15 protein-coding genes and 1 pseudogene are annotated in these 19,092 nt (G+C 72.8%); 6 read left to right on the top strand and 10 right to left on the bottom strand.

From position 1 onward, the window contains the following. Positions 1-7: 7 nt before the first annotated feature. The 7 genes from ABZZ04_RS29765 to ABZZ04_RS29735 form a co-directional block, all read right to left on the bottom strand. Positions 8-1,570, bottom strand: a complete 1,563-nt coding sequence (locus ABZZ04_RS29765) for an aldehyde dehydrogenase family protein (protein ID WP_356935314.1) — start codon at positions 1,568-1,570, stop codon at positions 8-10. After that, on the bottom strand, positions 1,567-2,724 hold the full coding sequence (locus ABZZ04_RS29760; protein ID WP_356935313.1) for an NAD(P)-dependent oxidoreductase: 1,158 nt from the start codon (positions 2,722-2,724) through the stop codon (positions 1,567-1,569). The genes ABZZ04_RS29765 and ABZZ04_RS29760 overlap by 4 nt, the downstream gene beginning before the upstream one ends. A 143-nt stretch (positions 2,725-2,867) precedes the next feature. Further along, positions 2,868-3,743 carry a MurR/RpiR family transcriptional regulator gene (locus tag ABZZ04_RS29755; RefSeq protein ID WP_356935312.1) on the bottom strand — a complete coding sequence of 292 codons (876 nt, stop codon included), beginning with the start codon at positions 3,741-3,743 and terminating at the stop codon, positions 2,868-2,870. Positions 3,744-3,987: 244 nt separating this feature from the next. Continuing rightward, positions 3,988-4,230 carry a metal-sensitive transcriptional regulator gene (locus ABZZ04_RS29750; RefSeq protein ID WP_222872246.1) on the bottom strand — a complete coding sequence of 81 codons (243 nt, stop codon included), beginning with the start codon at positions 4,228-4,230 and terminating at the stop codon, positions 3,988-3,990. An 81-nt stretch (positions 4,231-4,311) separates the two neighbouring features. Next, positions 4,312-4,893 carry a rhodanese-like domain-containing protein gene (locus tag ABZZ04_RS29745; protein WP_356935311.1) on the bottom strand — a complete coding sequence of 194 codons (582 nt, stop codon included), beginning with the start codon at positions 4,891-4,893 and terminating at the stop codon, positions 4,312-4,314. Between the two features lie 129 nt (positions 4,894-5,022). Further along, on the bottom strand, positions 5,023-6,411 hold the full coding sequence (locus tag ABZZ04_RS29740) for a rhodanese-like domain-containing protein (protein ID WP_356935310.1): 1,389 nt from the start codon (positions 6,409-6,411) through the stop codon (positions 5,023-5,025). Positions 6,412-6,563: 152 nt separating this feature from the next. Next, positions 6,564-6,878, bottom strand: a complete 315-nt coding sequence (locus ABZZ04_RS29735) for a rhodanese-like domain-containing protein (protein WP_356935309.1) — start codon at positions 6,876-6,878, stop codon at positions 6,564-6,566. A gap of 534 nt (positions 6,879-7,412) precedes the next feature. Here ABZZ04_RS29735 and ABZZ04_RS29730 point away from each other — a divergent pair. Next, positions 7,413-8,528 (top strand): annotated as a pseudogene (locus tag ABZZ04_RS29730) (MFS transporter); the annotation flags it as partial. A 54-nt stretch (positions 8,529-8,582) separates the two neighbouring features. Here the strand turns inward: ABZZ04_RS29730 and ABZZ04_RS29725 are convergent. Continuing rightward, positions 8,583-8,918, bottom strand: a complete 336-nt coding sequence (locus tag ABZZ04_RS29725) for a YnfA family protein (protein WP_356935347.1) — start codon at positions 8,916-8,918, stop codon at positions 8,583-8,585. Between the two features lie 368 nt (positions 8,919-9,286). Here ABZZ04_RS29725 and ABZZ04_RS29720 point away from each other — a divergent pair, with 368 nt between their 5' ends. The 3 genes from ABZZ04_RS29720 (at position 9,287) to ABZZ04_RS29710 (ending at position 11,700) form a co-directional block, all read left to right on the top strand. Beyond that, entirely contained in the window at positions 9,287-9,622 is a 336-nt protein-coding gene (locus ABZZ04_RS29720; protein WP_356935308.1) for a metalloregulator ArsR/SmtB family transcription factor, read from the top strand. A gap of 100 nt (positions 9,623-9,722) precedes the next feature. After that, entirely contained in the window at positions 9,723-10,352 is a 630-nt protein-coding gene (locus ABZZ04_RS29715) for an isoprenylcysteine carboxylmethyltransferase family protein (protein WP_356935307.1), read from the top strand. A 208-nt stretch (positions 10,353-10,560) separates the two neighbouring features. Continuing rightward, positions 10,561-11,700, top strand: coding sequence for an MFS transporter (locus ABZZ04_RS29710; RefSeq protein WP_356935346.1), 1,140 nt, complete (start codon positions 10,561-10,563; stop codon positions 11,698-11,700). A 163-nt stretch (positions 11,701-11,863) separates the two neighbouring features. Here ABZZ04_RS29710 and ABZZ04_RS29705 read toward each other — a convergent pair whose 3' ends face one another. Continuing rightward, positions 11,864-11,986, bottom strand: a complete 123-nt coding sequence (locus ABZZ04_RS29705) for a hypothetical protein (protein WP_356935306.1) — start codon at positions 11,984-11,986, stop codon at positions 11,864-11,866. 899 nt (positions 11,987-12,885) lie between these two features. Here ABZZ04_RS29705 and ABZZ04_RS29700 point away from each other — a divergent pair. Beyond that, positions 12,886-14,853, top strand: coding sequence for a hypothetical protein (locus ABZZ04_RS29700; protein ID WP_356935305.1), 1,968 nt, complete (start codon positions 12,886-12,888; stop codon positions 14,851-14,853). Between the two features lie 13 nt (positions 14,854-14,866). Next, on the top strand, positions 14,867-15,406 hold the full coding sequence (locus ABZZ04_RS29695; RefSeq protein ID WP_356935304.1) for a hypothetical protein: 540 nt from the start codon (positions 14,867-14,869) through the stop codon (positions 15,404-15,406). 121 nt (positions 15,407-15,527) lie between these two features. On the opposite strand, the gene ABZZ04_RS29690 is transcribed toward ABZZ04_RS29695, so the two are convergent. Next, a complete protein-coding gene (locus ABZZ04_RS29690; protein ID WP_356935303.1) occupies positions 15,528-18,974 on the bottom strand; it encodes a protein kinase in 3,447 nt (1,148 codons plus the stop codon). Positions 18,975-19,092 lie beyond the last annotated feature (118 nt).

The raw sequence follows: 19,092 nt of genomic DNA, 5'->3' as shown, positions 1-19,092 counted from the left end.
GTGTCTCCTAGTAGCTCAGGGAGGGGAACGGGGCGCCGGCGGCCCGGGTGGGCGTCCAGACGGCCTTGGTCTGCGTGTACTCGTCCAGCACTCCGGGGCCGGAGGAACGGCCGTGTCCGGAGTCGCCGAAGCCGCCGAAGGGCACCGCGACGTGGATGGTCTTGTAGGAGTTGATCCAGAAGGTGCCGGACTTCACGGCACGTGCCACGTGGTGGGCGCGGGCGACGTCCTGGGTCCAGACCGCCCCGGCCAGGCCGAAGTCCGTGGCGTTGGCGCGGGCGACGGCCTCCGCCTCGGTGTCGAAGGCGTCGGCGCCGACCACCGGCCCGAAGACCTCGGTGGTCTCCAGCGGGTTGGCGGGCGTGACCCCGTCCAGCAGGGTGGGCAACACCCAGTGTCCGCCCGCCAGTGCCGATCCGGTGAGCCGGTCGGGCAGCCGTGTGCCGGTCACCCGGCGGGCGCCGCCCGCGAGTCCGGCCTCGATCAGCGAGGTGACCGTGCCGAACTGGGGCCGGGTGATGATGGGGCCGACCTCGGTGGTGGGGTCGAGGGGGTCGCCCAGCCGCAGCCGGGACGCCCGCTCGGCCACGCGCGCGATGAACTCCGCGTGCACGGAACGCTCCACGAGCAGTCTGGAGCCGGCCACGCACGACTGGCCCGCCCCGGAGAAGACGGCCGACACGGCGCCGTCGGCGGCCCGGTCCAGATCGGCGTCGGCGAAGACGATGTTGGCGCTCTTGCCGCCGAGTTCGAGGACGGTCGGGATGCCGGCGCCCGCCGCGGCGACCGCCACCCGGCGGCCGGTGGCGACCGAGCCGATGAAGGACACCTTGCCGACCCGGGAGTCGGAGGTGAGGGCGGCGCCGACGGTGGCGCCGAGGCCGGTGGCGACGTTGAACACCCCGTCCGGCAGCCCCGCCCGGTGGGCCAGCTGGGCCAGCCGCAGGGTGGAGGCCGGGGTGAACTCGCTGGGCTTGACGACGACGGCGTTGCCGGCCGCGAGCGGTGCGGCCGAGTTCCAGCCGCCCGTGAACAGGGGTGCGTTCCACGGGGTGACGGCCACCACGACGCCCCAGGGGACCCGCTCGGTGTAGGTGTGCCAGTTGCCCGGGACGGGGATCGTGTGGCCCAGCAGCTTGTCCGCCCACCCCGCGTAGTAGCCGAACATCTCGGCGACCTTGGCGGCCTCGGCGCGGGTGTCGCGCACGGGCTTGCCGGTGGTGGCGGATTCCAGGAGGGCGAGTTCCTCGGTGTGCGCGCCGATCGTCCGGGAGACCTCGCGCAGGATCGCGGCCCGTTCGAACGGGTCGGTCGCGGCCCAGACCCCGGCCCCGCGGGCGGCGGAGGCCAGCACGGCGTCGGCCCCCTCGGCCCCGGCGTCGGCGTAGTCGGCGAAGCCCTCCCCGGTCGCGGCGGCGGTGAGGTGCACCCTCTCGCCGCCGCCGGTGACGACCCGGCCGTCGACGAACGAGCCGAGGCCCTGCGGGAAGGCGGCGTCGAGAACGGCACGGGCGGTGGCGGCGCCGGACGTGCCCGGATCCGCCGGGAAGGCAGTGGTGGTGGTGCTCATGCTGCGGTGGCTCCTTCGGAGGTGAGGGAGGGGGCTACGGTGCGGGCGATCTCGGTGAAGTCGGCGTCGGGGCCGAGCGCGGCCAGGGCCTCCTGCCAGACGTGGCTGGCGGTGGCCAGCAGGTGCGGGGTCGCGCCGCGCCGCCCCGCGGTCTCGACGGCGAGTGCGGCGTCCCGGGCCATGAGTCCCAGGGCGAAGCCGGAGTCGTAGGTGCCGGTGAGCACCCAGTCCGGGTACATCGCCGCGGACGCCCTGCTGGCGCCGGACGCGCCGCTGATGCCCGCCGCCGCGACGGCGGGATCGACGCCGTACGCCTTCGCCACGGCGAGGGCCTCGCCGACCGCGACCAGGTTGACCGCCGCGAGGACGTTGTTGAGGAGCTTGACCACGTTCCCGGAGCCGGGGACGCCGAGGTGGCGGTACCGGCCGCCGGTGAGCGCGTCCAGGACGGGCCGGGCCGCGTCGAGCGCGTCGGGTTCGGCACCGACGAACGCGGTGAGCCGGCCGTCTGCCGCACCGTCGCGACCGCCCGAGACGGGGGCGTCCACGAAGGCCACGCCCTGCTCCGCCGCGAGGACCGCGACCTCGGCGGACGTGCCCGGCTCCGACGTCGTGGTGTCGACGACGGCGAGCGTGCCCGGCCGCGCCAGCAGAACGGGCACGGTCGTCTCGACCACGCGGGCCGAGGGCAGTGACAGGAGCACGTAGGGCGTGCCGGCCAGCCGGTCGAGGTCCTCGACGACCTCCACGCCCTCCTGCTCGGCGGCGGACCGGGCGGCGGCCGCCGGATCGAATCCGCTCACCCGCCACCCCGCCCGCAGCAGGGCGGAGGCCATTGCCCCGCCCATCGAGCCGAGGCCGACGACGGCGATGTGCTTGCTCATCAGTTCAGTGCTCCTGTCATGAGGGGATGTGCGCGTACGGACACGGGCGGGGCCGGGCGGAGGAGCCGGGCCGGGGCACAGGGCCCGTCGGCACGGTCGGCACGGTCGGCACGATGGGTGCCGGGTGCGACGGATGCGACGGGTGTGATGGGTGCGACGGACACGGTCGGCGCAGTCGGCGCTCGCACGTGGCGGCGAAAGGGGTGGAACGAAAGGCGCGCAGGCACGCGGATGCGCAGGCGCGCGGGCACTCGGGCTCCGGGGCGGCACCGGTCGGGCGGCGCGGGAGTGTGTGCGGTGGGGCGGCTGCGGCGGAGTGGGCGCGCCGCCCGGCGGGGGCTGTGCTGTTGTGGGGTGTCACCGGCCGTGCGGACCGGATCGGAGGTCCGCACGGCGCGTGGGGGAGGAACGGTTCAGTCGAGGTAGACGTCCAGGTCCTTCCAGAGTTGCTGGGTACGGCGGATGGCGGCGCGGCTGCGCTCGGGCCGGGCCGTCTGCATGCCGGCGAGAAGTCCGTAGACCACCGAGGTGGCGGCCGTGACGGACTGGAAGAAGGAGATGCCCTCCGACGGCACGATCAGCAGGTGGTGGGCGATGGAGGTGGCGAGCCGGCCCCGCCGCATGTCGGTGATCGCCACCACCGTGGCGCCCGCCGCACGGGCCGCGTCGGCGGCGACGATGATCTGTTTCATGGACCGCCACATGTTGACGACCACGAGCACGTCCCCCGGGCCGAGGCAGTTGACGGCGGTCGCCAGGTGGACACCGGCCCGGTTCTCCAGCGTGACGGGGTAGCCCATGGTGGAGCCGAGGTGTGCCATGACGGTGGCCGGACCGGCGAAGGAGCCGACCCCGACCACCAGGATCGATCTGGCCGAGGCCAGTGTGGCGATGGCCGCCTCCGCGTCGGCGGCGGAGTTGCTCTCCAGGGTCTGGCGCAGGTTCTCGATGTCGTGCGTGAGCGAGTCGTGCAGCGGGCTGCGGTGCTCGCCGTGTTCGGTCAGGGTCTCCTCGGTGGAGATGTGCACCAGGTAGCGGGCCCGCAACTCGCGTTGCAGATCCGGCCAGCCCCGGTAGCCCAGCGTCTGGGCCGCCCGCACCACCGTCGAGCTGTTCACGTCCGCCCGTTCGGCGATCTCCGCGATCTCCGCGTACGAGGACAGCTGCGGGTTGCGGACGATGACGTCGACGACCCTGGCCTGGGCCTTGGACAACGGCACGTCGGGCAGGGCGTCGCCCAGCCACTGGCCGTCGCTGTCGGTGGGGTCATGGTTCTGCGATGCGGACACGGGTCCTGCTCCCTGGTACGAGACACAGCATGCTGCAAACCTGATTGCAGAACCGTACATCGCAATTCCATTTGCAGGAACCCCCCATTCCGCCACGGACAGCGCCCCCGCACCGCCGCACCTCACCACCGCCCCGCCCCACCGTCACCGCCCCGCCGCGCCGTACCACCGGGCCGCCCTGCCTGCAGCCCGGAAACACCCGAGCCCGGCCGGTACAGGGGCTGTACCGGCCGGGCTCGAACCGTCAGGCGAGGGCGAGGAAGAGCTTCTCCAGTTCTTCCTGGGTCATGGGCGGGGCGTCCGAGTCCTCGGCGAGGCACTGACGCATGCCACCGGCCACGATCTTGAAGCCGGCCCGGTCCAGGGCCCGGGAGACGGCGGCGAGCTGGGTGACGACGTCCTTGCAGTCACGACCGGACTCAATCATGGCGATGACGGCGGCCAGTTGTCCCTGGGCCCGGCGGAGCCGGTTCAGGACGGGTCTCATCGATTCTTCGTCCACCTGCACGGGCTTTCCTCCTCCACTCCCTCTTCGGTGCCCGGTAATGCCCCGGGGCGTTTCAATGTCTCACCGCGCGCCCCGCAACTGCGCGATCGCCATGCCGATGTCGGTGCGGGGACCGCGGTTGTACGGGAGCTTGGACAGCAGGACGCCCATGGCGCAGGAGTTGCTGATCGCCGCATAGGTCAGACCCGCGCCGACCGCCGTTCCGACGAGGTGGACGCCCGGCACGAGAATGCCGACGAGACCGGTGGTGAGGACGATCGAACCGGCGACCAGGCGGACCTGGCGCTCCATGTCCCAGCGCTCGGGGCCCCGCTTCACGGGCGCGCTCGCCACCTCCCAGGCGTTCATGCCGCCGTCCAGGACGCGGAGGTTCGGCAGACCGGCCTCGGTGAGCATCCGCTCGGCCTGGGTGGCGCGGTTCCCCGAGCGGCAGACGAGCACGACGTCCTCGTCGAGGTGGGGAAGCAGTTCCGCGCGGTGCTCGCGCAGGACGTGGAGCGGAACGTTGCACGCGCCGGGGATGTGGGCGGTGCGGAACTCGGCGGGGGTGCGCACGTCGAGCAGACGCGGCGCGCGGCCCTCCTCGGTGAGTTTGTGCAGCACGGCAGGGGTGATGGACTGAACGGTGCGCTCGGCACTCATGTGTGGCTCCGGAGGGAAAATATACCCATGGGGGTATACAAGGGGGTACGAGGGGCGTGCGGGACGTACGGGGTGTGCAGGACGTACGGGCTCGGGGAGCCGTCGACCGGTGGCCCGTGGAGGGGGCGGTCAGGCGCCGGTGGATTCCGCGGCGAGGGCCCAGGCCGCGTAGCCGCCCAGGATGTCGGAGACGTCCTCGGCGCCGCGGTGGCGCAGGAGGCTGGCCGCGATGGAGGAGCGGTGGCCGCCGGCGCAGTGCAGGACGAGCGGCCGGTCGGCGGGGAGTTCGTCCGCCCGCGCGGCCAGTTCGCTCAGCGGGATGTGCAGGGCCTCGGGGATGAAGCCGTTGGCCTCGCGCTCGCCACAGGTGCGGACGTCCACGACGACGGGCGGGTTGTCACCGGCGAGGGCGGCCTTCAGGTGCGCGGCCGTGAGGCGGCTGGCGGGGGTGACCTCGTCCTCCATCGCCCTGAGGGCGTCCTCGGGGTTGCGCAGGTAGCCCGCCACCCGGTCGAAGCCGATGCGGGCGAGGCGGGTGACGACCTCCTCCTCGCGGTTCTGCGGCGCCATGACGACCAGCTCGTCGGCCGGGTCGAGGACGGTGCCGGCCTGTTCGGCGAACCGGCCGTCGGCGGGCACGTTGACCGCGCCGCGCAGGTGCCCGGCGGCGAACTCCTGCGGGTCACGGGCGTCGACGACGACCGCGCCGCCCTCCCTCAGCCCGGCGAACTCCTCCAGCGTCAGCGGCCGGGTCGCCGCCGTCGCGTCGTAGCGGACACGGTCCTTGCGGTTGAGCTCCGCGTCGTAGGCGAAGTAGCCGGGCGCGGCGGACTGGCCGGCGGTGACGAGCGCGACGAACTCCTCGCGGCTCATCGGGGCGCAGGCGTAGTTGGTGGCGCGCTGCTCGCCGATGGTCGACTGCTTCTCCGTCGAGAGGTTCTTGCCGCAGGCGGAGCCGGCGCCGTGCGCGGGGAAGACGCGGACCTCGTCGGGCAGGGCCATCAGCTTGTTCTGGACGCTGTCGTGGAGCATCCCGCCCAGTTCCTCGGCGGTCACGCCCACGGAGGCGAGCAGGTCGGGGCGGCCGACGTCGCCGATGAAGAGCGCGTCGCCGGTCAGGACGCCGTACGGGACGGTGTCGTCGGCCCGCTCGTACACGAGGACGCTGATCGACTCCGGGGTGTGCCCCGGGGTCTCCATGACCTCCAGGGTGACGTCACCGAGGGAGATCCGCTCGCCCTCCGCCAGCTTGCGGATGGGGTACTCGGTCTCGGCGCGGCGGCCGTAGCCGATCCAGGCGCCGGTCGCGTCCGCCATCTCCAGGTGGCCGGCGACGAAGTCGGCGTGGAAGTGGGTGTTGATGACACCGACCACGGTGAGGCCCCGGGCCCGGGCGTCGGCCAGGTACTCGGAGACGTCGCGACGCGGGTCGACGACCACCGCTCGGCCGGTCCCCTCGTCGGCGATCATGTACGACGCCTGGGAGAGGCAGTCGAGGTAGTACTGGGTGAAGAACACGGCGAATTCCCTCCTGAGGAACGCTCACCCGCAGCGGGTGCGAAAGGTTTGGTCACGGGGCGGCGGTGCGCCCGGTGGGGCGGGCACCGGCGACAGGTACCGGTGGAGGCGGGTACTGGTGAGGGTGGGGGCCGGTCGGCCGGCTCCGGCGATCAGGCGTCCGCGCCGCTCACCAGCGGCCGTCCGGCGCGGGCCCAGCCCGTGGTGCCGCCCGCGACCGAGAGCGCGTCGACCCCACGGGCCGTGAGCCGCTCGGCGGCCCACAGGCTCCGGTTGCCGCTCGCGCAGATCACGTACACCGGCCGACCCTCGGGCAGGGCGTAGGGGACGGAGTCGAACGCGGACAGCGGTGCGCTGTGGACGCCCGGCACATGACCGGCCAGGTACTCGTCGGGCTCACGGACATCGACGACGAACGCACCGGCGGCCAGTTCCGCGGCGAAGACCTCCAGGTCCACTTCACACATCGAGGCTTCCCTCACTCTCTCGGGTACCCCCCGGGGTATTGATGTATTCGACCGTAAGTCGACCCGGGCGAGAAGTCAAATACCCCCCTGGGTATCTCACCGGCATGGGACGCGAAATGCCTCACCCTCTGGGAAAAATACGGGTAGGGGTATATTGGCCTGCACATACACATTCCCGCTCTGCGGAACTGCGTCGCCTGTCGCCGTCGGCAGCACGCCCGGGGCCGCCCTCGCTCACGGGTGATGTGCGCCCGGCGGCCCCTCCGCGCGCACCGCGTACGCCAGGCGGCCCCTCCGTGCGCGGCGCGCACCCGGCCGCCATCTCGCCCGGCTGCCACCTCGCGCGCGGCGCACCCGCCCGGCGCCGTTCCCCCGCCCCGCCTCGCCCTGCCCCGCCCCGCCCCCGGACCTTGAGGACACCCGCCCGTGAACACCATCGCCGCGCCCGCCCAGCCGTCCGGCGGCTCCGTCCGCCCCGTACGGCTGGGGCTGCGCGAGAACTGGCCGCAGTTCACCCTGCTGGTCATCGTGAACATGGCTGTGGGCGGTCTGGTGGGCCTGGAGCGCACCACCGTGCCGCTGATCGGCTCCGAGACCTTCGGCCTGACCAGCGACCTGGCCGTCTTCTCCTTCATCATCGCCTTCGGTCTCACCAAGGCCCTGACCAACCTGGCCGCCGGAGCCCTCACCGCCCGCTTCCGCCGCAAGCAGCTGCTCGTGGCGGGCTGGCTGATCGGCGCACCCGTCCCCTTCGCCCTCGCGTACGCGCCCTCCTGGGGGTGGATCGTCGCGGCCAACGTCCTGCTGGGCCTGAACCAGGGCCTGACGTGGTCGATGACCGTCAACATGAAGATCGACCTCGTCGGACCCGCCCGCCGGGGGCTGGCCACCGGTCTGAACGAGGCCGCCGGATACACCGCCGTCGGCGTCACCGCCCTGCTCACCGGCTACCTCGCCACCGGCTACGGCCTGCGCCCCGTCCCCGAGCTCATCGGCGTCGTCTTCCTCGTCGCCGGTCTCGCGCTCGCCCTGGCCGTCCGCGACACCGCCGCCCATGTCGCCCTGGAACTGGCCCACCACACCGGGCCCCTGCCCACCGGCGAGGACACCGGGCCGAAGGCCACGTTCATCCGCACCTCCTGGCGCGACCGCTCCCTGCGCGGCGCCAGCCAGGCCGGGCTGGTCAACAACCTCAACGACGGCCTCACCTGGGGCGTCTTCCCCCTGCTCTTCACCGACCACGGACTCGGGCTGGCCGCCGTCGGCCTGATCAAGGGGTTGTACCCCGTCCTGTGGGGTCTCGGTCAGATCCCCGCCGGCCACCTCGCCGACCGCTTCGGCCGCAAGCCCCTCATCGTCCACGGCATGCTCGTCCAGGCCGGCGGACTCGTCCTCGCCCTCGTCCTCCTCGACCGTCCGCTGCTGGCCGGAGTCCTGTCCGCCGTCGCCCTCGGCCTCGGCACCGCCATGGTCTACCCGGCCCTCATCGCATCGGTCTCCGACCACGCCCATCCCGCGTGGCGGGCCAACGCCCTCGGCACCTACCGCTTCTGGCGCGACATCGGCTACGCCGCCGGAGCCCTCGTGGCCGGTGTCCTCGCCGACCGGCTCGGCCTGGACGCCACCGTCATCGCCGCAGCCGTCCTCACCGCCGCCTCCGGCCTCCTGGCCGCCCGGTGGATCACCGAGCAGCGGCCCGGCCGGTCAGTGGCCGCGCGGGGCGTACATGATCACGGCCATTCCGGCGAGGCACACCAGGGCGCCGATGACGTCGAAGCGGTCGGGGCGGTAGCCGTCGGCGACCATGCCCCAGACGATCGACCCCGCGACGAAGATCCCGCCGTACGCGGCCAGGATGCGCCCGAAGTCGTCGTCGGACTGGAAGGTGGCCACCACGCCGTACAGACCGAGCGCGACGACACCGGCACCGATCCAGATCCAGCCCTTGTGCTCGCGGATGCCCTGCCACACCAGCCAGGCGCCTCCGATCTCGAACAGGGCGGCGACGACGAACAGGGCGACGGAGCGGGCGACGAGCACGGTGCGGAACCTTCTGACGAACGAGGAAACGGGAAACGGGGGCAGGGAGCGGATCGGAACGGAAGCAGGGCAGGGTGAGCCGGATGCCCCACCGGTCTCCTGCCGCTCGTGCCGCTCGGCACCGTGGAGCAGCACCACATCGACCGGCCGGACGGCGGGCAGCAGCCCGGCGCTCTCGTGGAACCGCGGCGTGGTGGCCGGAACGCCGGAGCGTTCGGCGAGCCGGGAGATCCGCATGGTGCTCACAACGCCGACGGTAAACCCTCGACCCGGCTCGAAGGTCAAGGGGTGGTGCGCCCCGGCCCACGGCCCGAAGCCAAAAATGATTCAGGATTTCCTGAATTCAGGATTATATGTACCGTTGTGATGTGCCGATCATCGCTTCCGACATCGAGGTGCTGGCCCGTTTCGGCCGCGCGCTCGCCGACCCGATCCGCTGCCGCATCCTGCTCACCCTGCGCGACGCCCCCGGTTACCCCTCCGACCTCGCCGACACCCTCGGCATCTCCCGTACCCGGCTGTCGAACCACCTGGCGTGCCTGCGCGACTGCGGTCTGGTCGTCACCGTGCCCGACGGCCGCCGCACCCGTTACGAACTCTCCGACGAACGCCTCGGCCACGCGCTGGACGACCTGCGCACCGCCGTGCTCGCCGTCGAGACCGACCGCACCTGTCCGGACGCCGACGAGAAGGGCTGCTGCTGATCGTGACCACCAGGACACCCCCGTTGCTCCCCTCCTCCCCCTCCCCCACCACTGCCCCGATCGGCTGCGACAGCCGTACGACCGGAACGGCGGGAACCCGATGAGCAACTGGGCCCTGACCGCGCTCGTCCTCTACTCGGCATGGGCACTCTTCGCCTTCGGCATCCGCGCCGTCCTCCAGCGCCGCCGCACCGGGGACGCCGGCTTCCGCGGCATCTCCGGACGCCCCGGCGAAGCCTCCTGGTGGGCCGGTGTGCTGTTCGCGGCCGCCCTGGCCTGCGGGATCGCGGCCCCCGTGGCCACGCTCGCCGGGCTCCCCACCGCCGCGCTCCCCGCCGTGCAGTGGACCGGGCTGGGCATCACGCTGGCGGGGATGACGGCCACCCTGGCCGCGCAGACGAACATGGGGGCCTCCTGGCGCGTCGGCGTCGGCCCCGGCGAACGGACCGCGCTGGTCACCGGCGGGCTGTTCGCGCACGTGCGCAATCCCGTCTTCACCGCCATGGCCCTGACCGCGACCGGCCTGGCCCTGACCGTGCCGAACGGGGTCTCCCTCCTCGCCCTGGCCGCCCTCGTCACCGCGGTCCAGCTCCAGGTCCGGGTCGTCGAGGAGCCGTACCTCACCGGCACGCACGGCCCCGCGTACCGGACCTACGCCGCCCGGACCGGACGCTTCCTGCCCGGGATCGGCCGACTCACCGCCCAGGACCTGTCCCGACGGTCTCCGTGATGCGGCCGGCCGATCCCGGAAATCGACTCGATTTGTTCGAACACCCCCGCATGGCAAGCAAATTCGGTTGCGGAAGGGCGTGCGGGACCAGTGGGGTGCCTGCATGGACGGTGACACGGAGCAGGCCCGACGGTCCGGGGCAGAGCGGGACCGCGGGGGCGCGCCGCGGCCGGCTCCTTGGCACAGGTTCGCGGTGCTCGCGGCGCTGATGCTCGCCGCGTTCACCTTCAACACCGCGGAGAACCTGCCGGTCGGCCTTCTGGAACTCATCGCCGAAAGCCTCCGGGTGTCCACGTCGGCGGTCGGTCTCCTGGTCACCGGGTACGGCGTGACGGTGGCCGTCGCGTCCCTGCCGCTCGCCCACGCCATGCGGGCCGTGCCCCGGCGTCATGTGCTCACGGGGGTGCTGGCCGTGCTGGTGGTGTCCAGTCTCGTCGCGGCGCTGGCCGCCTCCTACTGGCTGCTCCTGGGGGCACGGCTGCTGACCGCGCTCGCCCAGGCGTTGTTCTGGGCCGTGATGGGGCCGGTCGCGGTGGGACTGTTCCTGCCCTCGGTCCGCGGACGTGTGGTCGGGGCGCTGTCGGTCGCCGGTTCGCTCGCCCTCGTGCTCGGTGTTCCCGTCGGTACCTGGCTGGGCCAGCAGAGCCGTTGGGAGGTGCCCATCGGCATACCGGCGGCCCTGGGGCTCGTCTCCCTCGTGACGGTCGCCGTCCTGCTGCCGACCTCGCGCCCGGAGGAGGAGTCCGCCGCCTACGCGACGAGCCCCGACGCCCGCCGGTTCGGGATCGTGCTGGCGGCGGGAACCCTGTCCGCCGCCGGGGCGTTCGCGGGGTTCACCTACATCGTGAAGTTCCTGGGCGACGTGGGCGGGTTCTCCCCGAGCGCGATCAGCGCCCTGCTCATGGTCTTCGGCATCACGTGCCTGGTCGGGGTGGGCATCACCGGGGCGGTGCTGGACCGCTTCCCGCAGACCGCGCTGACCACCGCCGTGGGCGTGCAGGTGGTGGGCATGCTCGGCCTGTACGCCGCCGGCTCCCATCCGGTGGCGGCGGTGGTGTTCCTGGCTCTGATGGGCGGTGCGCTCGGACCGGTGTTCATGGCCACCCAGAACGAGATGCTGCGTTGCGCACCGGGCCGCACCGACATCGCGCTCGCGGCGAACTCCGGCGCCTACAACGCCGGCATCGCGGTTGGCGCCGCGCTCGGGGGGCTGGTCCTGCCGCTCGCCGATGTCCGCGGCACCTTCCTCGCCGGCGGGCTGCTGGCGGCCGGGGCCTGCGCGGTGCTGCTGCTCGGCGGGCGGCTCCTGCCCGGCCGGGGTCGTCGGAGCAGTGTCCCGGCCCAATAGACGTGTTCCGGCCGTACCCGGCGGGCTTGCCTCCCATGAGCCCGACGGGCGGGATCGCCCGGCGTTCCGTCTCCTCACGCGAAGCAACGCCCGGTGGGCCGGGCCGGCGGTCCGTGCTTCCCTGCCGATCATGTGGTGGGAAGCACGGCCGTCGTTGCCTGTCTCAGCCGTTCCGATCGGTGTCGGCTTCGAGCTTCGCCCGGCGAGCGGCCTCGATGCAGCGCGGGGCGAACTTCATCTCGAATGCCTCGGGCACGTCGTACGGAGACCGCCAGTAGTCCGGCACGAATGTGTCACCGTCCTCGTGGCAGAGGTGGCATGAGGCGCACCACTCGGTGCGCCAGCCGGGGGACCGGGTCCACCTGGGAGTTGAGGGGATCCTCGTCCACGTATCGCCGTGCCAACTCCGCCGCGTGTTCGGGACTGATCACTGGCCGGTCCCGAGGAATTCGTAGTTCCGGTAGACACCCGGCCCGGCGCACCCAAACTGTCCGTCGAGAAAGGTCACGCCTTCCTTCACGTTCACCACGTTGAAGAGATACGAGTACTCCTTGCCGAGCCCGAGCCCGAGCCCGAGCCCCCGCACGATACCGCGAGCGCCCTCTCCACCGGGCCCCGATAAATCCTCCGGGCCCCGACCGGACCACGCAGTCGACGGGTGTGTCCGGCAGGGGCGCGAACACGGCCTTGCCACCACCTCACTTCCGGTCGAATATCCGAAAACCGGCAGCGTCTGATGTCGCGTCACCTCCACACTGTTCCCCTGACGATCGAAGTCCCGCCGCCTCCGGCGCCTGTTACGGCCCCGGAGTCCACGACGGCCGGAGGCGCGATGCCACGCCCGCGGGACGGCGGCCCGGCCCACAACCCACATACGGGGGAACGACCATGACGGAGCACGAAGACGCACCCGGGCCCCCGGCGGGCCACCCGCCGCAGGGCTCTCCCCACGGCCCGCCACCAGGTGCTTTCGGGCCACCGCCCCCGGCTCCGGCCCCGCCGGCCGTGCCGCCCCAGCACTCCCCGCACGCCGCACCGACCGGCGCTTTCGGGCCGCCGCAGGGCCCGTACCCGCCACAGGGCCCGTACTCCCCGCACGGCCCGTACTCCCCGCAAGGGCCGTACTCCCCGCAGGGCCCGCCGCCCGTACCACCGCCGCACTTCCCCCACGCCCCCCACGGTCCGGTGCCCGGCCACCCGTACGGTTTTCAGCCTCTGCCACCGGGCGGGCCGGGTGGGCAGGGACCGCTCGCCCGACGGCGCGGGCGCTTCCTGCTGTTCGGCGGCATCGGTGCACTGGTCGTGGCGCTGCTGGCCGGGCTGCTGATCTGGAACGGCGTCCTCGGCCCGGAGAAAGCGGAGGCCGAACGGGACCTGAAGCCGTTCCGGCAAGCCGTGGCCGCACTGGCAGGCGCCCCCGGCCTGCGGTACCAGGACTCCGCCACCGGTCCGACGAAGCGGGACGTCACGGTCACCGCCTCCGGCAGCCGCTTCGGCACCACGGGGTCGGGCGACACCGAACTCGCCCGCGAGATCCTGGACATCGGTGGCAGGACCTTCACCCGGCAGAAGGACCCGGCCCCCGGAACGGGGTCGGACGCACGGGCCTCCGGCACGTGGACGGTCGCGCAGGAGAGCGACGACGAGACACGGGAACTCGTGGAACGCAGGCCGTCCCCGGCCCTGTTGGCGATCCAGCTCTCCAAGTCCCTGGACAGGTTGGAGAACACGCCCGCTCCCGACGAACCCGCCGAGCCCCCCACGGTGAACGGCACGCCCGCACTCGTGGCGGACACCTCGATGGGCCGTCTGCTCGTCACCGACAAGAAGCCCCATCGGGTGCTGCGCCTGGAGCCCTACGGTTCCTCCCCCTCGTCCGGGCCCTCCGACGGCCGGGCCCGAGCGGTCTCGGCCCGATCGGCGGCCCCCACCACGGTCCAGGCCCAGGAACAAAACCAGGCCCAGGAACAGGTCCAGGTCCAGGTCCAGGAACAGGTCCAGGCGTCCTCCGGGGACGAGGACCCCTCCGAAACCCCGGAGGTCACGGAGGGCCCGCTCGACGGCAGTGATTCCGGGGGCCTGGACCTGGCGCCGGTCACCGGGGATGCCGTCGATCCGATGTTCGACACCCTGGAGAAGCAGGCCAAGGAACTGAACGGCGCCACCGACAGCGGCATTTCCCTGGCCCTCAGCGGTTCGGGAACGGTGAAGTGCGGTTCGGGCGGGTGCACGGCCAGGAACAGTTTCGCCGGGCGGATCACCACCGACGCCAGGAGCCGCCTCGTGGGCGGCAAGGTCACTGCGGTGATGGCCGCCTCCTTCAGCATCGACGGCAGGTCCGCGGGCCGGTGCACCAGCCCGCAGCGCTCCTTCGCGGTCACCGGCACCGGTGTCTCCGGGAGCCTGTCCTGCTCCAACCCGGGTGCCGGTCCCACCTTCGCCTCGATCGAGTCACGGAAGAAGGCCGAGGCACGGGCCCGTTCCCGGGCCAGCGGCGGCCGTCCGGTCCAGTACCGCATCCCCTACCGCGCCGACACCCTGATCACCGCCCGCGCCCTGGCGACGACCGAGGTCAAGAAGCTGGTCGACAAGGTGCGGCAGGAACGCGACGGCGCCGACTGCCCCGTTTCCCGCAGCGCCTCGGGGGTGGCTTACCGCGCCCCCGGTGTTCCCAACGTCTCCGGTGTTTCCGACGTCTCCGGCGTTCCCGGGCGGTCGGTCCGGGGCGGGTTCCTGAAAGCCTGGTACATCGCGGCGTTCACCCGTCGCGATCGCCCGGCCCGCCCCGTGGCGCTGCCCATGGCTCAGCCCGTCGGTGACGAGAACTGCGTGAACTGGTCCTCCAGGAGCGTGAAGACCTTCGGGCACACCTTCAAGACCCATGGCGCGGGCGCGAAGAACACCAGGGCGCTGACCGACCGCGCCCGCAGCACCGGCAACCAGCAGGGCCAGTGGCTGGACAACGAGGCCGCCGCGCAGTTCCTGCGCAGTGTCCACGTACCCGGTTCCGGTCCCCGTACGGTGCGCATCCCGGACGGGCTCGGACAGGTGATCATGCCGGACGGAACCGTCTCCCCCGCCCGGGCTGCGACCCTCGTCCCTGGTCCGGGCGGCTTCTACCGCACGGCGTACCCAGTCGTCGACCTGGAGTAGGAGACTTGGGAGCATGAGTTTCTCGGTATCGTTCCGCCCGCCCGCCCCCAGGAGCACCCCCGTCGGCGACCCGGTCTCCCCGGAGCCGGACGAGGAGTACGAGACCCTGGTCATGGAGGCGTGCGAGGTCCTCGCCGAGGCCGGGGACGGCAGCTTCCGGATGGGTGGTTTCGGCACTCCCGAGTGGCCGGTGGACGTGGCGTACGACCTGTCCGCGTTCATGGAGCAGCTTCCGGACCTGCTCGCGGGGGTGCGGGCGCACCGGGAAGTGGAGGTCGACCTCTACTCCCAGGGCCTGGAGAGAACACTGGCCTTCCGCCCGGAAGCCGGGATCGTGGCCATCCACTGCGCCTCGCGCACGCGGTGGGTGCCCGACCCGGAATGCGAACGACTGCCGCAGGACGAACTCCTCACCATGCTGGGCGAGTTGGCCGCCGATTTCGCCGACGGCCTGGTGGCGGTGCGTTCCGGGCTCGCGGAGGTCGCCCCCTTCCGCGAGTGGCGCGAACAGCGGGGCGGCCCGCGAACGCCCCGCTCCACCGCCACCGGCTGACCCCGCCCGGACCGGACCCGGCCGGGCCTGATCGGACCGGGCCTGATCGGACCGGGCCTGGCCTGATCGGACCGGGCCTGGCCCGGTCGAGTCGAGCCCCGTCGAGCCGGGCCGGGTCCGGTCACACGGTCAGCTCCCAGTCGAGCTCCCACATCCGGACGAGCCCCTCCATGTCACCGGTCACCACATGGCGGCCGTCGGGGGTCGGTACGGCCGTGAAGAGTCCCCGGCTGTGGCCGTCGATACGGTGGACGACGCGTCCCGTGCTGGTGTCGGACACCTGCACGGCACCGGCGGAACTCCACACGGCGAAGCGGGCGTCGGCGGTGAGGCGGGCTCCGAAGTGCGTGTACCCCTCGAAGGTCTGCAGGCACGTACCCGACGAGGTGTCCCACAGCCGGATCACGCTTTCGCGATGGGTGCCGCCGGACAGCACGTACCGGCCGTCGGGGCTGAGCCACACGGACATCACGTGGTGCGCGTGCCCGGTCATGGTGCGCACGCACCGCCCGCTGTCCAGGTCCCACAGCCGTACGGTCCGGTCGTCGCCCCCGGTGACGGCGAGGCGGCCGTCGGGGGTCGTCCAGACCGCGTTGAGCGAGAGGTCGAAGCCGTCGAAGCCGCGCAGCGGGCGGTCCTCGTCCAGGTCCCACAGGCGCAACATCCGTCCCTGGCCGGCGATGAGGGCCCGGCTGCCGTCGCCGCAGAAGCTCGCCGCCGTGCCGAAGGCCGAGGCGTCGAGCACACGCAGGCACCTGCCGGTGGCGACGTCCCACAGGCGGGCCCTGCGGTCCCGGCCCAGGGACAGCAGGCGCCCGCCGTCGGGGCTGAAGGCGACGCGGTCGACCAGGTGGTCGTGCCCTTCGAGGACCGAGAGGCACTCGCCGTCCCCGGTCCGCCACAGGCGAATCGTGCGGTCGGCGCTCGCGGACGCGACGATCCGCCCGTCGTTCGTGAGGTCGATCCAGTTCACCGAGGCGGTGTGGCCGGTGAGTTCACGCGCCTGCCATCCGGCGCGCAGGCCCACGCGGGTGGCTCGGCCGTCGAGCCGGTGCCAGACGTCGAGCACCTTCGGGTCGCGCTCGTGGCCCCGGACGGAGCGGGCCCGGGTGAGGCAGTCCAGCGCCTGCGTCAACCGGCCTCGGTCCAGGGCCTGTTCCGCGCGCACGACCAGGTCGGTGACGTGTTCCCGGGACCGGTTGAGATCGACCGGCGGGCGGGGGCGGTCGAGATGGGGCGGGGCGGTGTAGGTGCCCGGCAGCGACCACTGGCGCAGTGTGTTGTCCTGGGCCGCGGAGAGCGCGTGCCCGGCGTCCGGCGAGAGCCACACCGCGCTCACCTCTCCGCGGTGTCCGTGGAAGGTGCGCAGACAGCGCCCGGTGTCGAGGTCCCACCATTGCAGTGCGCCGGACCGGCCGGACAGCGCGCGGCGTCCGTCCGCGCTCAGGGTGAGTGAGTGGGCGCCGTGGAAGGGGCCGCCGATGGTGCGCAGACAGCGCCCCGAGTCCATGTCCCACAGCCGGATGGAGCGTCCGTGGCCGCTCAACGCGCGGCGTCCGTCCGCGCTCAGGCACACCGCGTGGACGAATCCGCCCCCGGTGTCCGGGAGCAGGCGGGTGGAACCTTCGACGAGGTCCACCAGCCAGAGGCTGCCGTGCGTCCCGCCCGCCAGGGCTCTGCGGCCGTCGGCGCTCACCTCCAGCGCCAGGACCGGTTCGCCGTCGGAGTACGCCGGAGCGGCGGAATCCGCGGAGTCGGCGGGAACGGCAGGGGTGGCAGGGGTGGCAGGGGTGGCAGGGGTGGCAGGGGTGGCGGGGGTGGCAGGGGTGGCGGGGTGGGTGACGGGAACGACCCGGCCGTCCCGGTGGAGGCGGACCACCCGGCCGTCGGCCGTTCCGCACAGCACGGCGTTGCTCCCCGGGATCAGCCGCACCACCGGATACCGGGCCCGGCCGTGGTCCGCCGCGGTGAGGGAGAGCTCGTGCAGGCAACTGCCGTCGTCGAGGTCCCACCAGCGCAGCACGCCGTCCCAGTCCAGGGAGAGCGCGAGGCGCCCGTCCCGGCCGAGGTCGAGGGAGCGCACGGCGCCCGTGTGCCCCCGCATGACGCTCAGGCTCCTGCCGTCCCCGGTGCTCCAGAGCTGGAGCGTGCCGTCCCAGCTTCCGGTGAGCAGGGTCTTCCCGTCCGGGGCCATCCGCATCCGGATCTCCATGGACAGGCGCTTCCGTTCGTCCCTCATCCGGGAGAAGGGGAAGGTCTGCCAGGCCGCTTCCCGGACCGCGGTGCAGCGGGCGTCCGGTACGTCTCCCGAGCGGACGGTGTTCAGCGCTGTCTCGGCCTCGGCGGCATCGGGGGCCTCCGGGTGCTCCGCCAGGTTCTCCAGCAGGGCCCGTGCCGCCTCCAGGTCCCCGCGTTCCAGGTGCACCTGGGCCAGCAGGAACGCGAGGGGGGAGTCGCCGTCCGCCGATGCCCTGGCCTCTTCCAGGGTGGTGACGAGCCGGCGGTCGGTGATCTCCCCGCGCCGCCAGCGCAGCAGTCCGGCGTTGTACTGGGTGGCGGCGTGGTGCGGATCGGTCGCCGCCGCCCGTTCGAAGGTCTCGACCGCTTCCTCCGGCCGGCCGAGGTCGAGCAGGGACAGCGCACGGTTGTTGAGTTCGCCCGCGCGCAGGTCGGCCGCTCGGGGCGGGGTCCGCGGCGCGGTCCCGCCCGTGAGGTGCTCGGCCGCTTCGCCCAGCTCGGCCGCGAGTTCGGCCATGGAGCCGGGCCGGTCCCGCGGATCCGCCGCCAGGCACCGGGCGAGGACGGAGGCGACCCGGTCCGGGAGCGGGAAGGCGAACCCGTCCGACCCCCGCAGTTCCTCCAGGGACTGCCCGGCGACCGATCCGAACGCCCAGACGATCTCGCCGGTGAACATCTCCAGTACGGAAACGGCCAGGCTGTAGATGTCGCTGCGCCGCCCCACCCGCTTCCCCAGGGCCTGTTCCGGGGACGCGTAGGCGGGGGTGAGGCCCCCGTTGGTGACCAGTGTGCTCGCGTCCCCCGATCCTCCCGGAAGGGACGGCAGCGGGCCCCGCGCACGGGCGAGGCCGAAGTCGGCGACCTTGGCGACGCCGGCGTCGACGAGGATGTTCGCGGGCTTGACGTCCTGGTGCACGAGCCCCTGGGCGTGCGCGTGTTCCAGACCGTGGGCCGCCTGGACGGCGAGGTCGAGGATGCGGGCGAGGACCTGGTCCCGGTTCCCCTCGTACAGGGTGCCCCGGGTGATCCAGTCCCGCAGGCTTCCGTCGCGGACGTACTCGGCGAACACCCGGGGCACTCCGTCGAGCGTGCGGACGTAGTAGCAGCCGCACACATGCGGGTGCAGTCCCAACGACACCCATGCCTCGGCCTCGGCGACGAAGCGGTCCCGGCCGCGCGGGTCGCGGACCAGTTCGCCCCGGGGGCTCTTGACCGCCAGGTCGGTGCCCCAGCCCAGGTGCCGCACCCGGTGCACCACGCCCATGGCTCCCTGGCCCAGTACCCGGATCACCTCGTACCGGCCGTCGACGACCTCACCGATCCGCCACACTGCCCGCTCCCCCTTGCCACCGTGTTCCGTCCCTCGGCCGGGCCGGTCGGGCTTCCGCGGTGTCCGCGTCGGCGCGCCGCCCGCACGGGGCGAGCGTACTCAGCCCCGTGGCGCGCCG

The organism is Streptomyces sp. NPDC006435 (assembly GCF_040612315.1).
Taxonomy (GTDB): domain Bacteria; phylum Actinomycetota; class Actinomycetes; order Streptomycetales; family Streptomycetaceae; genus Streptomyces.
The sequence above is the reverse complement of the archived record's forward strand: the minus strand, read 5'-3'. Positions and strand labels throughout refer to the sequence as shown.